Genomic DNA, 13,922 nt, shown 5'->3' on the forward strand with positions numbered 1-13,922 from the left:
TTATGGTCAAGGTGTCGTGCGTGCGTTATGGAACGGTTCAGACACTCATGCGCGATGAGCGTATTTGCCGCCTGTTCAGGGCTGTTCGGGAAACATCTGCCGCTTTTGCACATGCCAGACTGTTCATTTGCTCGCCACACTCTTGTGAAGTTGTGAAAACCGTTTTTTCACGCTCTTTTGGAGACGTGAACCTCAAAAGGGGACTGCGCGATGGCAACCCGCAGGTTCATGCAGTGTGAAGGGCCGGAAAAGCAGGCACGACAGCCGATGCAAGACCTGAGTGGAAGGCTCTCTGTGGGCTAAGCGGTGAAGTTGCCGGGGTCAATCGGCGAATGCGGGGCCCGATCAGGAGACGTCCTTATAATCGGGGGGAGATTATAGCGATGTCGCGGGCAGAAATGTCGCCATTCGTGGTTTTTATTGCAGCGTTTGTCAGGCCGCGAGGATGCGCTGGTGCCAGCGGCGGCTTGCGCGGGCGCAAACCCGGGCGCTGGCGGGCAGTTCGCGGCCCAGCCAGGCCAGCTGAATTTCGCCGATCTGCACCCAGCCGCTGCCGCTGGGGGCCTGGGTGCATTGCTTGAAGGCCAGGCATCTGCCTTGTCCATCGAGGCGGGCGTAAACGTTGTGGCGCGGGCGTTGGAAGAGCAGGGTCCAGAGCGAGGCCATGGCGACGGGTCCTTTGCGTTAGGGCTTGGTGCAAGGATACGGGCGCGGCCATGAAACGATTGTGACAAGCGGTTCGGACCGATGACTGGTCGATATCAGGCTAGGTATACTGTGCCCCTTAGCCGCATTTTCTGGAGAAACGCGCATGTTGCAACGTCTGTTGTTCGGTTTGCTTGCCGTGGCCAGCCTTAGCCTGGTCGGTTGTGCCCACAGCCCGCAACAACTCAACCCGCAACCCACGCTCAAGGCCCAGTTGGCCCCGGTCGGCCACGGCCAGCCGGTGGTGGTCCGGGTGGTTGACGGCCGCCCATCGCAGTCCCTGGGCACCCGCGGTGGCATGTACCCCGAAACCAGCACCATCAGTGTCAGCGGTAACGACATCGTGCCCAAGCTGCAGGCCCAGGCCGAGGCTGCTGTGCGCCTGCTCGGCTTCACCCCGACGCCGAACGCCTACAACGCACCGCAGCTGACCGTGACCCTGGCAGAGCTGAAGTATCAGTCGCCGAAAGACAACCTCTATGTGACCGAGGCCACCATTGGCGCCACGTTCCGTGCAGATGTGAAAAACGGCGGCCGCAGCTACAACGGCCGTTACGGTGCTTCGCTGGACCAGCGTTTCGGCATGGCGCCGAACCAGGACACCAACACCCAGCTGGTTGGCGATGTGCTGAGCGATGCACTGACCCGCTTGTTCAAAGACCCGACCATCGGCCAGGTGCTCGGCCAGTAAGCGTGTTGTTGCCTGTACCGGCCTCTTCGTCGGTACAGGCTCACGCTGCTGCTATGTGGAAATCCAGCAGGCTGAAGCCGGTGCTGGCATCCACCTCCGGCAAATCCTCATGCGCATGCCCGCCCAGCGCACAGTAGACCAGCCACTGACGGTCCTGCACATTGATGGCAAAACCATCGATCAGCGCCTGTTGTTCATCGCTCTGGGCAACGAGGTAGAGGCGGTCCTGGTTTTCGGCGTGCAGCATGGACAAGCTCCGTGTCATGAAAAGGCCGACAGGGTGGCCTGCTCAGATGACGAGCGGATGACAGATGAAATTTAATGACAGTTTGTCGCCAAGGCCGGGCGCCACGGGGCGAGTTGGGTAGAATGCGGGCCTTTGCCGTCGCTTTCACCGAGGTTGCGTGATGTCCTTGCAAGTGCTCTGGGGGTTCCTGGCCGCCCATCCTACCAAGCTGATCAACGTACTGGCGCTGCTGCTGACCTGCCCGGGCGGGTTGCTGCTGCACAGCGCACGGCGGCGCGAGGCCGAAACCCGCGAGAGCCTGGCACTGGAGGAAGGGCTGGTGGATGCGTTCGACCTGCGGGTGCCCAAGTACTTTTATATTCTTGGGTTTGCTTGCCTGGCGATGGCGTTGCTGCTGTCCTGGTTCAGTACCTGGCTCTGAAATTCCGGGGCCGCACAGCAGCCCCGGTATCTGTCAGGCTACCGGCGCCTGCTGCTTGACCTGATACTGGTTACGCACCGGCGTCGCATACTGCAGCACCAGGTACGGACGCTGCTCTTCAGGGCAGGCATCCAGCCGGCGCTGCCATTCTTCCTTGGCTTTGGCCAGTTCGTCCGCCGGGAACACCTTCTCCGCCCGCGGCACTTGCAGGGCTTCGTCCTTGCCTTCCCACATCGCATAGGCCAGGTAGTGCACCGGGAACAACCGGTAGCCACCCAGAATTTGCCGGTCGATTTCCGCCGCCAGCTGCTTGGTGTCCTCGTAGTACTCGGTCACCGGGGGGGCAAAGTTGATGTGCACCCGCCCTTTGTAGCCGGTAATGCCCTTGGCAATGCTGTTGTCGTCCTCGCCCGGTGCCTTCTTGTAGGTGCCGGTGGTGGCGCGGATGTACAGCTCGCGGGCCTTGGCCTGGTCGCATGGGTCGTATTCGTAGCTGATCGATACCGGGGTCAGGTTCAGGCTCTGGATAACTGCCCCGAACGCCTCGTCCTTGCGGCTCATGTGGAACATCTTGAGGATCGCCGAGTCGGTTCGATCATCACCGTCCTTGGCCCGGCCTTCAGCCTGGGCAATCCAGATCGAGGTCGCGTCATTGCGGATCGAGTGATTGATGTAGGCCGAGAGCAACTGGTAGGCAGCGAGCTTTTCCCGGCGCCCACTGATCGAGCGGTGCACGATGAAGCTCTTGTTCAGGCGCATCATGTCGCTGACGAACGGCTTTTGCAGCAGGTTGTCACCGATGGCGATGCGTGGGGTGGGCAAGCCTGCGTGGTACACCGCGTAGTTGACGAACGCCGGGTCCATGACGATGTCGCGGTGGTTGGCCAGGAACAGATAGGCGGTACCGGCCTTGAGCTGTTCCACGCCCGAATAAGTGACGCCGTCGGTGGCGCGATCGATGGTCTGGTCGACGTAGTACTCGACTTTGTCCTGCAAGGTCGAAACGCAGGTGACACCGGCGAATTCCTTGCGCAGGCGTCGGGCGATCAGCGGCTTGAGCAACCAGCCGAGAGCTCCGGCCGCGCGCGGGAAGCGAAAGTGGGTGAGGATATCGAGGAATGCCGGGTCGCTGAGCAGGCGTGCCAGAACGGCAGGGACCTCAGCATCGTCGTACGGTCGGATGGCATCGAATTCGCCCATCATGCTCTCTTGTTGGAAACGGCTAGGGTAATAAGGTAGGGGCGGGCTCCGAAAAACGGCTCGGACGCACACAGGCCCTTCAAACAGACCGGCAATTATACGCATAAGTCACCCCGGAGGCCGCGATGCTTGAAATTGCGTTCTACGATTGCCCTTATTGTGGCGAAGAAGTCGAAACCACGGTGGACCTGTCCGGTGGCGATCAGGAGTACATCGAGGATTGTCAGGTATGCTGCAAACCTATCCGCTTCGTGCTGCAGGTTCATGGCGAGGAGTGGATGCTGGATGTTTTTGGCGAGAACGACTGATGCGGCGGATCTACGAACCGGAAAACCTGCTTGAAGCCGAAATGCTTGTGGGCATGCTGGCCAGCGAGGGCATCGACGTGCAATTGATGGGCCGTGACTTGATGGGCGCTGTGGGCGAACTGCCTGTGCAAGGCCTGCTCGGCCTAGCGGTGGCGGATGAGCAGGCCGAGTACGCACGGCAGCTGATCGATGCGTACAATGGTGCCCAGCCACTGGTTGGCGACGAACCGGAGAGTTTCCCCGGTACCTTGATCTGCTAGGTTCTGAATTCGCCCATGTGTGGACGTTACGCCCTGTTTCGCTGGCCCCAGGCCCTTGCCAGTCTGCCGGGCTTTCCCGCAGGCCAGCCGGCCCAATGGAATATTGCGCCCGGGGCGTCGGTGCTGATCCAGCGCCAGCTCGACGGCCAGCAGCAGTTGGCCAAGGCACGCTGGGGGCTGACCCCGGCCTGGCTTACCGACCTGTCCCGCACCCCTGCCCATGCCCGTGCCGAAACGTTGGCCGAGCAACCCATGTTCCGCGAGGCGTTTCGCCAGCGCCGTTGCCTGATGCCGGCCAACGGTTTTTACGAGTGGCGGGGTACCGTGCGCAAGCGCCCCTATTGGCTGACGCCGGGGGAGGGCGCCTCGCTGTATTTTGCTGCTGTCTGGGAGGCCTACCCGGTGCAGGACCAAGTGTGGCTGAGCTGCGCGGTGGTGACCCAGGCCGCCATGAACCAGCGCCGGCCGCTGATCCTTGACGAAGCGGGGCAGGCGGCCTGGCTCGACCCGGATACGCCGGTTACCCGTTTGCATGAACTGCTGGCCAGCCCGCCGGGCCAACTGCGCGAGCGGGCCTTGGCGACTTTCGTCAATGATCCCAAGCTGGATGCGCCGGAGTGTCTGACCCCGGCCTGAGGTCCTGCCTGCCCCGGGCTGTTCGCGGCTGAGGCCAATGCAGGCGACGAAAATCTTCCCTGCGGCTATAGCGGCTACTGGCGACTCGGCCTAGGATACGGCGCATGTAAAAAGGGAGTGTTTTCATGCGTAAGTCTTTTGTCGTCAGCCTTTTGAGTGCTGGCATCCTGCTGGCCGGCTGCCAGGCGGTGAACACCACCAGCGGCGGTGCTGTCGGCGTCGAGCGCCAGCAGTACATGTTCAGCATGCTCTCGACCGATGAGGTCAACCAGATGTACGCCCAGTCGTACCAGCAGACCCTGGGTGAAGCCTCGAGCAAGGGTGTGCTCGACAAGTCCAGCGCCGATGCCAAGCGTGTGCAGGCAATCGCCAATCGCCTGATCGCCCAGACGCCCAAGTTCCGCCCGGATGCCGCACAGTGGGACTGGCAAGTCAACGTGATCAAGAGTGATGAGCTGAACGCCAACTGCGGCCCTGGCGGCAAGATCATCGTCTACACCGGCCTGATCGATCAGCTCAAGCTCACCGACGCGGAAATTGCCGCCGTAGTGGGCCACGAGATCGCCCATGCCCTGCGTGAACACAGCCGTGAAGCCATGTCCAAGGCGTACGGTGTGGAAATGGCCCGCCAGGGTGCCGGTGCCATCTTCGGCCTCGGCCAGAGCAGCATGGCGATGGCCGACACGGTGGTGAACTACGCCATGACCCTGCCCAACAGCCGGGCCAACGAAAACGAGGCCGACCTGATTGGCCTGGAACTGTCGGCGCGTGCCGGCTACGACCCGAACGCCGCGATCACGCTGTGGAACAAGATGAGCAAGGCCTCCGAAGGGGCGCCGCCCGAGTTCATGAGCACTCACCCGGCGTCCGATAGCCGCATTGCTTCATTGCAGGCGGCGATTCCGAAGGTGATGCCGCTGTATCAGGCTGCGGCCAAGCAGTAATCGCTTGAATCGTGGGGGCGCCAAGCGCCCCCCTTTTCATGTTACCCAATCCAGCCACTGGCCTTCATCGCCGAGTAGACGGCCACGATCGCCAGCACGAAGAACGCCGTGGCCGCCAGGCGGCGAATCAACGTCAATGGCAGCTTGTCGGCCGCGAAGTTACCCGCCAGCACCACCGGCACGTTGGCAATCAGCATGCCGAGGGTGGTACCGATGATGACCATGATCAGGTGCGGGTACTGTGCAGCCAGCATCACCGTGGCGACCTGGGTCTTGTCGCCGATCTCCGCCAGGAAGAATGCAATCAGCGTGGTCAGGAATGGCCCGAAGCGGCGTGCCGGGTTCTCGTCGTCGTCCATCTTGTCCGGCACCAGGGTCCACAGCGCCGTAGCGGTAAAGCTCGCAGCCAGGATCCAGTGCAGTGCCGAATCACTGAAGAAACTGCCGACCCACGCGCCAACGGCACCGGCGGCGGCATGGTTGGCCAGGGTGGCGGCGATGATGCCGGCGATGATCGGCCATGGCTTGCGGAAACGGGCAGCGAGAATGAGCGCGAGCAGTTGCGTCTTGTCGCCGATTTCGGCGAGAGCAACGATAGCGGTGGGGACCAACAGAGATTCCAGCATCAGGATTCCTACGGGGGCGGGTCGACACGGCTATGACACGTACAGCCTCCCCGCCCCGGGTAAGGTGTGCGTGTCATAGGTCTTGTCAAACCCCGTATCCGTCTATGCGGATCTCTCCATGCAGGCTCGCATGGGGGTCGCACGCGCCATGGTCTGTGGACCAAGTATGTTGACGCGTACCGGGCGAGCTGGGTGCTCGCGGGAGACTACTCCCCTAGGACGGTGCGGATTCTGCCTCGGTAAAACGCTTTGGGCAAGCGCTGTTTTTATCCGTGCGTGGCCTGGTAGATACGGAAGCCATCCGCCTCTTCGCGTACCTGGCAGTTGCCCAACGCCCCTTCGATCAGCGGCTGGTAGCGCAGGAAGCTATTGGCTACCAGGCGCATTTCGCCGCCTTTTTGCAGATGATCGGCCGATTTTTTCAGCAAGTTTTCCGAGGCCTGGTAGTTGGTGTGAACCCCGGTGTGGAACGGTGGGTTGCTCAGGATCAGGCTCAACCCGGTTGGCGCCGCGTCGATGCCGTCACCGCTGATCACCTCACCCTCCAGGCCATTGGCGGCCAATGTCAGGCGGCTGGCGGCCACGGCGAAGGCATCCACGTCCAACAGTGTCACCCGGTTTTGCGGGTAACGGCGTTTGACCGTTGCGCCCAGCACCCCGGCACCGCAGCCAAAGTCCAGCACGTGCCCGCTGGGCAGGCCATCCAGGTGCTTGAGCAGCAGCGCGGTGCCCCGGTCGAGGCGGCCGTGGCTGAACACCCCGGGCAGGCTGACCACTTGCAGCGGGCCGTCTTCCAGGGCCAACTCGAAGCGCTCGGCCAGGGTTTCCAGGGGCTTGGCCTCGGGCGCGTGTTCGACGGTCACCTGCCAGAGCTGGCAATGGCGGGCGCTGTCGAGCTTGCGCGGCTTGCCGAAGGCCTGCAACTGCTTGGCTGCGCCTTCGATACCGCCGCGCTTTTCTCCGACCAGGTACAGCTCACGGCCAGCCAGGCGCGCGGCCAGGGCATTGAGCAGGTAGGCTGCCAGCTCGCGGGATTTGGGCAGGAACAGCACGGCGCTGTCAAAAGCCGCAGCTGGAGGTGCCACCGCATAATGGCTGCGACCGGCGAAACGGCTGTCGAGCATGGCCTGATCGCCGGCATGCCAGGTCCAGGCCTGGGCCTGGGGCAACTGGCCGAGCAAGTCGTCGGCGGGGGCGCCAGCGAGCAGCAGCGGCCCCTGGAACAGCTCTGCCTGGCGGAGCAACACTTCACTGCGCGGGTCCATGGACGACGCCTCCTGGAAAAAGTGGCGCAGTGTAGCAGAGGCAGGCGCTGGGCTCAGCTGACCACGCGGCGGGGCTGCCCGGCGAAGAAGCCCTGAGCGTTCTCGCTGAGCTGGCCGACGATGCGCTGGCGCGACTCCACTGCGCCCCAGGCGCTGTGTGGGGTGATGATCAGGCGTGGGATGCCGGGCTCGAGCAACGGGTTGCCATTGACCGGAGGCTCTACGCTCAATACATCGGTGGCGGCGCCGCCCAGGTGGCCGCTGCGCAGAGCGTCGGCCAGGGCCTGTTCATCGATCAGGCCGCCACGGGCGGTGTTGACTACCAGCGCACCGGGTTTGAGCAGGGCCAGCTCGCGGGCACCGAGCATGTGCCGGGTGTGCTCGTTCAGCGGGCAATGCAGGGTCAGCGCGTCGACTTGCGGCAGCAGCTCGGCCAGCGGCAGGCGGTCGGCGCGTTCCGGCCGGCCGGGGATCTGCCCGCTGAGCACGCGCATGCCGAACGCTTCGGCCAGCCGTGCCACCGCGCCGCCCAGCTCACCGTGGCCGAGCAGGCCAAGGGTCTTGCCCTCCAGCTCGACGATAGGGAAGTCCAGCAGGCAGAACTGGCTGGCCTTGGCCCACCGGCCTTCGGCCACCGCCTGGTTGTAGTCGCACAGCCGGGTGGCCAGCGCCAGTAACAGGGCCAGCGTGTGCTGGGCGACCGAGGGCGTGCCGTAGCCCTGGCAGTTGCACACGGTGATGCCCTGGGCGCGGGCGGCGGCCAGGTCGACATTGTTGGTGCCCGTGGCGGCCACCAGGATCAGCTTCAGTTGCGGGTTGGCGGCCAGCGTTGCGGCGTCGAGCATGACCTTGTTGCTGACCACGGCCACGGCGCCCTGCAGGCGTTCAGCCACTTGCTCGGGGCGGGTGGCGGCGAACAACTCGAACTCGTCGAACTGCTGCTGCAAGGGCGAGAGGTCGAGGTCGCCAAGGTCCAGGGACTGGTGATCGAGAAACACGGCGCGACGCGGGCTGGGCATTGGGGCTCTCCGGAGGGCAGGGCGGAATGTCGGTGTCACGGCGCAGTGTCTAGCCCGCGGTTACCACACGTCAACGCCCGCCACTCATACCTTTGCCAGGCAAATCATTCCTTCGGCTGATTTAGCCGTCACATTGGCGAACTACAGTAAACCCCAGACTTGTCCGGCCCGCTTTTCAGAAAAGGGATACCCATGTTGCAGACTCGCATCATCAAGCCCGCCGAGGGCGCCTACGCCTACCCATTGCTGATCAAGCGCCTGCTGATGTCTGGCAGCCGCTATGAAAAGACCCGTGAAATCGTCTACCGCGATCAGATTCGGCTCACTTATCCACAGCTCAACGAGCGCATCGCCCGCTTGGCCAACGTGCTGACCGAGGCCGGGGTCAAGGCCGGTGACACCGTGGCGGTGATGGACTGGGACAGCCACCGCTACCTGGAGTGTATGTTCGCCATCCCGATGATCGGTGCAGTGGTGCACACCATCAACGTACGCTTGTCGCCCGAGCAAATCCTCTACACCATGAACCATGCCGAAGACCGCGTGGTGCTGGTCAATAGTGACTTCGTCGGCCTCTACCAAGGCATTGCCGGGCAGTTGACCACCGTCGACAAGACCCTGCTGCTGACCGATGGCCCGGACAAAACTGCCGAGCTGCCCAACCTGGTCGGCGAATACGAGCAACTGCTGGCCGCCGCCAGCCCGCGCTACGACTTCCAGGACTTCGACGAAAACTCGGTGGCCACCACCTTCTACACCACCGGCACCACCGGCAACCCCAAGGGTGTGTATTTCAGCCACCGGCAACTGGTGCTGCATACGTTGGCCGAAGCCTCGGTGACCGGCAGTATCGACAGCGTGCGCCTGTTGGGCAGTAATGATGTGTACATGCCGATCACGCCGATGTTCCACGTTCATGCCTGGGGCATCCCCTACGCCGCCACCATGCTTGGCATGAAGCAGGTCTACCCTGGCCGCTACGAGCCAGACATGCTGGTCAGGCTGTGGCGCGAAGAGAAGGTCACCTTCTCCCATTGTGTGCCGACCATCCTGCAAATGCTGCTCAACTGCCCGAACGCCCAAGGCCAGGATTTCGCCGGCTGGAAAATCATCATCGGCGGCAGTTCGCTCAACCGTTCGCTGTACCAGGCTGCGCTGGCTCGCGGCATTCAGCTGACCGCGGCGTATGGCATGTCCGAAACCTGCCCGCTGATTTCCGCCGCGCACCTGAACGACGAACTGCAGGCCGGGAGCGAGGACGAGCGCATCACGTACCGCATCAAGGCCGGTGTGCCGGTCCCGCTGGTCGAGGCAGCCATCGTCGACGGCGACGGCAACTTCCTGCCCGCCGATGGCGAAACCCAGGGCGAGCTGGTGCTACGAGCCCCTTGGCTGACCATGGGCTACTTCAAGGAGCCGGAAAAAAGCGAGGAGCTGTGGCAGGGCGGCTGGCTACACACCGGAGATGTCGCCACCCTCGACGGCATGGGCTACATCGACATCCGCGACCGCATCAAGGATGTGATCAAGACGGGAGGCGAGTGGATCTCCTCGCTCGACCTGGAAGACTTGATCAGCCGCCATCCTGCCGTGCGCGAAGTGGCGGTGGTGGGAGTGGCCGACCCGCAATGGGGTGAGCGGCCGTTTGCCCTGCTGGTGGTGCGCGATGGCCAGGCCATCGACGCCAAGGCATTGAAGGAACACCTCAAGCCATTTGTCGAGGAAGGTCACATCAACAAATGGGCAATTCCAAGCCAGATCGCCGTTGTTACTGAAATTCCCAAGACCAGTGTCGGCAAGCTCGACAAGAAACGCATCCGCCAGGACATCGTCCAATGGCAGGCCAGCAACAGCGCGTTCCTGTCCACGCTGTGACCGCCATGCGGGTCGCGCACGTCGGAACGCGACCCGCATGCTAGAGGGTCTGGCGCCTTGCCAAATGGCGAAAATGCGCCATCCTAATGCACTGCCAACGCGCAAACGGAGCACATTTACAGCGAGTTGGCGGCATGGAGCGCAAATCACACTTTAGAGGGATCAAGCGCCTGTGCCTTGCTGGCTATAGTCGGGGCCAGGGGATTTTCAGGAATGGGGGACGGCGACACGCGCAAGCCGTGTCGCCGCAGGTCAAAGCCTGCAAACCGGTCGCTCGGGCCGTTCTTGAAAGGACTCACTGCCATAACAATAAAGTACATGGAGTAGCGTCGATGAAATCTGCAAACCTGTTCTGGCGCCGGGCCAAGTTGCCCTTGGCGGTCAGCCTTGCTTCCACGCTCGCAAGTCCTGCTTTCGCTGTCAGTTTCAACATCGGTGAAATCGAAGGCCAGTTCGACTCGTCGCTCTCCATCGGCGCCAGCTGGTCGACCGCCAACCCCAACAAGAACCTGATCGGGGTGAACAACGGCGGCAAGGGCCTGTCGCAGACCTCCGACGATGGCCACCTTAACTTCAAGAAGGGCGAAACCTTCTCGAAAATCTTCAAGGGCATCCATGACCTGGAACTGAAGTACGGCGATACCGGCGTGTTCGTGCGCGGCAAGTACTGGTACGACTTCGAGCTGAAGGACGAAGGCCGCGAGTTCAAGGACATCAGTGACTCCAACCGCAAGGAAGGCGCCAAGTCGTCCGGTGCCGAGTTGCTCGACGCCTTCGTGTACCACAATTATTCCATCGGCGATCAGCCGGGCTCGGTACGCTTCGGCAAGCAGGTGGTGAGCTGGGGCGAAAGTACCTTCATCGGCGGCGGCATCAACTCGATCAACCCCATCGACGTGTCGGCGTTCCGCCGCCCTGGGGCCGAGATCAAGGAAGGCCTGATCCCGGTCAACATGTTCTATATCTCGCAAAGCCTTACCGACAACCTGTCGGCCGAGGCCTTCTATCAGATCGAGTGGGACCAGACGGTTGTTGATAACTGCGGTACGTTCTTCTCGCAGCCGGACATCATCGCAGACGGTTGCACCGATAACCTGCGCGTACTCAACAGCAGCCGGACAGTGCCGGGTGCGGCTCAGCAGTTTCTCGCCACCCAAGGCGTGAACATCAACGAAGAGGGCGTGATGGTGCGCCGTGGCGCCGACCGCGATGCACGCGACAGCGGGCAATTCGGTATGGCCATGCGCTACATGTTCGAGCCGCTGGACACCGAGTTCGGTGCCTACTTCATGAACTACCACAGCCGTGCCCCGATCTTCAGCGCCACCGGCGCACCGGCTTCGGTGTTCTCCGGTATCGCTGGCCTGCCGGCGCAGCTGCGGGCCTTGGCGCCACTGATCGTGGCGGGTAACTCGCAATACTTCGTCGAGTACCCGGAAGACATTCGTCTGTACGGCTTGAGCTTCTCCACCACGTTGCCAACCGGCACCGCATGGAGCGGCGAAATCAGCTACCGGCCCAACGCCCCGGTGCAGTTGAACACCACCGATATCCTGTTTGCCGGTGTTCGTCCGTTGGGCGGCGCACTGACCAACGCTTCGCTGTTGACCGGTACTCCTGGCCAGGACCTTCACGGCTATCGCCGCAAGGAAATCACCCAGTTCCAGACTACCCTCACGCACTTCTTTGACCAGGTGATGGGCGCCAGCCGCATGACGGTGGTGGGCGAGGTGGGTGTCACCCACGTGGGCGGCCTGGAGAACGCCCACGATACTCGCTACGGTCGCGACCCGGTATTCGGCCCCGGCCCACTGCCTTCCACCGGTGGTGCAGATACCTGCCAGGCACTCAACGGCAGCACCATCGGCGGTGCCGGTGCCGGTGCATCGACCACCAACCTGAACCGCAAGTGCGAGAACGACGGCTACACCACCAGCACCTCGTGGGGCTACCGGGCTCGCGTCATCTGGGACTACAACGACGTGTTCGCCGGGGTCAACCTCAAGCCAAGCGTGGCCTGGTCGCATGACGTTTCCGGCTACTCGCCTGGCCCTGGCGGCAACTTCGAGGAAGGCCGCAAGGCGGTCAGCCTGGGCCTGGACGCCGAGTACCAGAACACCTACACGGCTAGCCTGTCGTACACCAACTTCTTCGACGGCAAGTACAGCACCGTGGATGACCGCGACTTTGTTGCGCTCAGCTTCGGCGTGAACTTCTAAGCACACAGATCCAGGACGACAAGACATGAACAAGACCAGAAGTCTGCTGCAAGCCGGTGTGCTGGGCCTGTCCCTGCTGGCGACCAGCGTCATGGCTGCGGTATCCGCCGACGAGGCGGCCAAGCTGGGCAGCACCTTGACCCCGATGGGTGCCGAGAAGGCCGGTAACGCCGATGGATCGATCGGGCCATGGGAGCCGCTGTCGAAGACCGCAGGCAGTGTCGACGGCAAGGGCTTCCTGGCCGACCCGTACGGCAGTGAAAAGCCGCTGTTCACCATCACCGCCCAGAACGCCGAGCAGTACAAGGACAAGCTTTCGCCGGGCCAGTTGGCGATGCTCAAGCGTTACCCCGACACCTTCAAGATCCCGGTATTCAAGACCCACCGCGGTTCCACGGTGCCTGCCGATGTATTCGCCGCCATCAAGGAAAACGCCACCAAGACCACCTTGGTGGAGGGCGGCAACGGCCTGAACAATTTCCGCACCGCCGTGCCGTTCCCCATCCCGAAAACCGGCCTGGAAGTGATCTGGAACCACATCACCCGCTACCGCGGCGGCAGCGTCAGCCGCCTGGTGACCCAGGCCACGCCGCAGCAGAACGGCTCGTTCAACCCGGTGTATTTCTCTGACCAGTTCGTCTTCCGCGACAAGATGAAGGATTACGACCCGAACAACCCGGGCAACATCCTGTTCTACTTCAAGCAGGAAGTGACCGCACCCGCGCGCCTGGCCGGTACCGTGCTGCTGGTCCATGAAACCCTTGACCAGGTGAAGGAGCCGCGCAAGGCGTGGATCTACAACGCCGGCCAGCGCCGCGTGCGCCAGGCGCCGCAAGTGTCGTACGACGGCCCGGGTACTGCCGCGGACGGCCTGCGAACTTCAGACAACCTGGACATGTTCAACGGCGCGCCAGACCGCTATGACTGGAAGCTGGAAGGCAAGAAGGAGCTGTACATCGCCTCCAACGCCTTCAAGCTCGATGACCCCAAGCTCAAGTACGCTGACATCATCAAGGCCGGGCACATCAACCAGGACCTGACTCGTTACGAGCTGCGCCGCGTCTGGCATGTGGTCGCAACGCTCAAGCCGGGCCAGCGGCATATCTATGCCAAGCGCGACTTCTATATCGACGAGGACACCTGGCAGGCTGCGGTGATCGACCAGTACGACGGCCGTGGCCAGCTGTGGCGCGTGTCCGAGGCGCATGCCCAGGCCTACTACAACGTCGAGGTACCCTGGTACACCCTGGAAGCCATCTATGACCTGCAGTCCGGTCGTTACCTGGCCCTGGGCATGAAGAACGAAGAGAAGCGTGCGTACGACTTCGGCTTCAGCGCCAGCAAGGCCGACTTCCAGCCAGCAGCGCTGCGCCAGTCGGGTATTCGCTAAGCTGAACGCACTCGACGCTGTGTGATCCCCAGAACGCCCCGGCTTGCCGGGGCGTTTTTTTGTTTTCCTGCTCCTGGCTTTTCGCGGGCCAGGCAATCAACCTGCTGAATACCTCT

15 protein-coding genes and 1 riboswitch are annotated in these 13,922 nt (G+C 62.6%); of the genes, 9 read left to right on the forward strand and 6 right to left on the reverse strand.

What is annotated here, in order from left to right:
- Positions 1–432: 432 nt before the first annotated feature.
- Positions 433–666 (reverse strand): hypothetical protein, encoded by a 234-nt coding sequence (locus tag DMX11_RS16665; RefSeq protein ID WP_110745501.1) that lies wholly within the window; start codon positions 664–666, stop codon positions 433–435.
- Between the two features lie 145 nt (positions 667–811).
- On the opposite strand from DMX11_RS16665, the gene DMX11_RS16670 reads away from it, so the two are divergent.
- On the forward strand, positions 812–1,396 hold the full coding sequence (locus tag DMX11_RS16670) for a YajG family lipoprotein (RefSeq protein WP_110745502.1): 585 nt from the start codon (positions 812–814) through the stop codon (positions 1,394–1,396).
- A 40-nt stretch (positions 1,397–1,436) separates the two neighbouring features.
- Here the strand turns inward: DMX11_RS16670 and DMX11_RS16675 are convergent, their stop codons facing one another.
- Positions 1,437–1,643, reverse strand: a complete 207-nt coding sequence (locus DMX11_RS16675) for a hypothetical protein (RefSeq protein WP_110745503.1) — start codon at positions 1,641–1,643, stop codon at positions 1,437–1,439.
- Positions 1,644–1,803: 160 nt separating this feature from the next.
- On the opposite strand from DMX11_RS16675, the gene DMX11_RS16680 reads away from it, so the two are divergent.
- A complete protein-coding gene (locus tag DMX11_RS16680; RefSeq protein ID WP_110745504.1) occupies positions 1,804–2,064 on the forward strand; it encodes a hypothetical protein in 261 nt (86 codons plus the stop codon).
- A gap of 33 nt (positions 2,065–2,097) precedes the next feature.
- Here DMX11_RS16680 and DMX11_RS16685 read toward each other — a convergent pair whose 3' ends face one another.
- The gene (locus DMX11_RS16685; RefSeq protein WP_177410754.1) at positions 2,098–3,267 is read right to left on the reverse strand and encodes a 1-acyl-sn-glycerol-3-phosphate acyltransferase; all 1,170 of its coding nucleotides are present in this window, start codon (positions 3,265–3,267) and stop codon (positions 2,098–2,100) included.
- A gap of 122 nt (positions 3,268–3,389) precedes the next feature.
- On the opposite strand from DMX11_RS16685, the gene DMX11_RS16690 reads away from it, so the two are divergent.
- The 4 genes from DMX11_RS16690 to DMX11_RS16705 all read left to right on the forward strand — a co-directional run bounded on the left by DMX11_RS16690 (position 3,390) and on the right by DMX11_RS16705 (position 5,412).
- The gene (locus DMX11_RS16690; protein ID WP_110745506.1) at positions 3,390–3,572 is read left to right on the forward strand and encodes a CPXCG motif-containing cysteine-rich protein; all 183 of its coding nucleotides are present in this window, start codon (positions 3,390–3,392) and stop codon (positions 3,570–3,572) included.
- Positions 3,572–3,832 (forward strand): DUF2007 domain-containing protein, encoded by a 261-nt coding sequence (locus DMX11_RS16695; protein ID WP_110745507.1) that lies wholly within the window; start codon positions 3,572–3,574, stop codon positions 3,830–3,832. The genes DMX11_RS16690 and DMX11_RS16695 overlap by 1 nt, the downstream gene beginning before the upstream one ends.
- A gap of 15 nt (positions 3,833–3,847) precedes the next feature.
- Positions 3,848–4,468, forward strand: coding sequence for an SOS response-associated peptidase (locus DMX11_RS16700; RefSeq protein ID WP_110745508.1), 621 nt, complete (start codon positions 3,848–3,850; stop codon positions 4,466–4,468).
- Positions 4,469–4,593: 125 nt separating this feature from the next.
- Positions 4,594–5,412 (forward strand): M48 family metallopeptidase, encoded by an 819-nt coding sequence (locus DMX11_RS16705; RefSeq protein WP_110745509.1) that lies wholly within the window; start codon positions 4,594–4,596, stop codon positions 5,410–5,412.
- Between the two features lie 41 nt (positions 5,413–5,453).
- Here the strand turns inward: DMX11_RS16705 and DMX11_RS16710 are convergent, their stop codons facing one another.
- The 3 genes from DMX11_RS16710 to DMX11_RS16720 form a co-directional block, all read right to left on the reverse strand.
- Entirely contained in the window at positions 5,454–6,038 is a 585-nt protein-coding gene (locus DMX11_RS16710) for a TMEM165/GDT1 family protein (RefSeq protein WP_003247342.1), read from the reverse strand.
- 88 nt (positions 6,039–6,126) lie between these two features.
- Positions 6,127–6,265: riboswitch (yybP-ykoY riboswitch) on the reverse strand.
- Positions 6,266–6,304: 39 nt separating this feature from the next.
- Positions 6,305–7,303, reverse strand: coding sequence for a class I SAM-dependent methyltransferase (locus DMX11_RS16715; RefSeq protein ID WP_110745510.1), 999 nt, complete (start codon positions 7,301–7,303; stop codon positions 6,305–6,307).
- Between the two features lie 53 nt (positions 7,304–7,356).
- Positions 7,357–8,322, reverse strand: a complete 966-nt coding sequence (locus DMX11_RS16720) for a 2-hydroxyacid dehydrogenase (RefSeq protein WP_110745511.1) — start codon at positions 8,320–8,322, stop codon at positions 7,357–7,359.
- 192 nt (positions 8,323–8,514) lie between these two features.
- On the opposite strand from DMX11_RS16720, the gene DMX11_RS16725 reads away from it, so the two are divergent.
- From DMX11_RS16725 to DMX11_RS16740, 3 genes are all read left to right on the forward strand, one after another.
- Entirely contained in the window at positions 8,515–10,197 is a 1,683-nt protein-coding gene (locus DMX11_RS16725) for a fatty acid--CoA ligase (protein WP_110745512.1), read from the forward strand.
- Positions 10,198–10,529: 332 nt separating this feature from the next.
- The gene (locus DMX11_RS16735) at positions 10,530–12,416 is read left to right on the forward strand and encodes a DUF1302 domain-containing protein (protein ID WP_110745513.1); all 1,887 of its coding nucleotides are present in this window, start codon (positions 10,530–10,532) and stop codon (positions 12,414–12,416) included.
- 25 nt (positions 12,417–12,441) lie between these two features.
- Complete coding sequence (locus DMX11_RS16740) at positions 12,442–13,806, forward strand: DUF1329 domain-containing protein (protein WP_110745514.1); 1,365 nt, start codon at positions 12,442–12,444, stop codon at positions 13,804–13,806.
- Positions 13,807–13,922: the final 116 nt, after the last annotated feature.

It is taken from the genome of Pseudomonas sp. LB-090624 (assembly GCF_003205205.1).
Lineage (GTDB): Bacteria > Pseudomonadota > Gammaproteobacteria > Pseudomonadales > Pseudomonadaceae > Aquipseudomonas.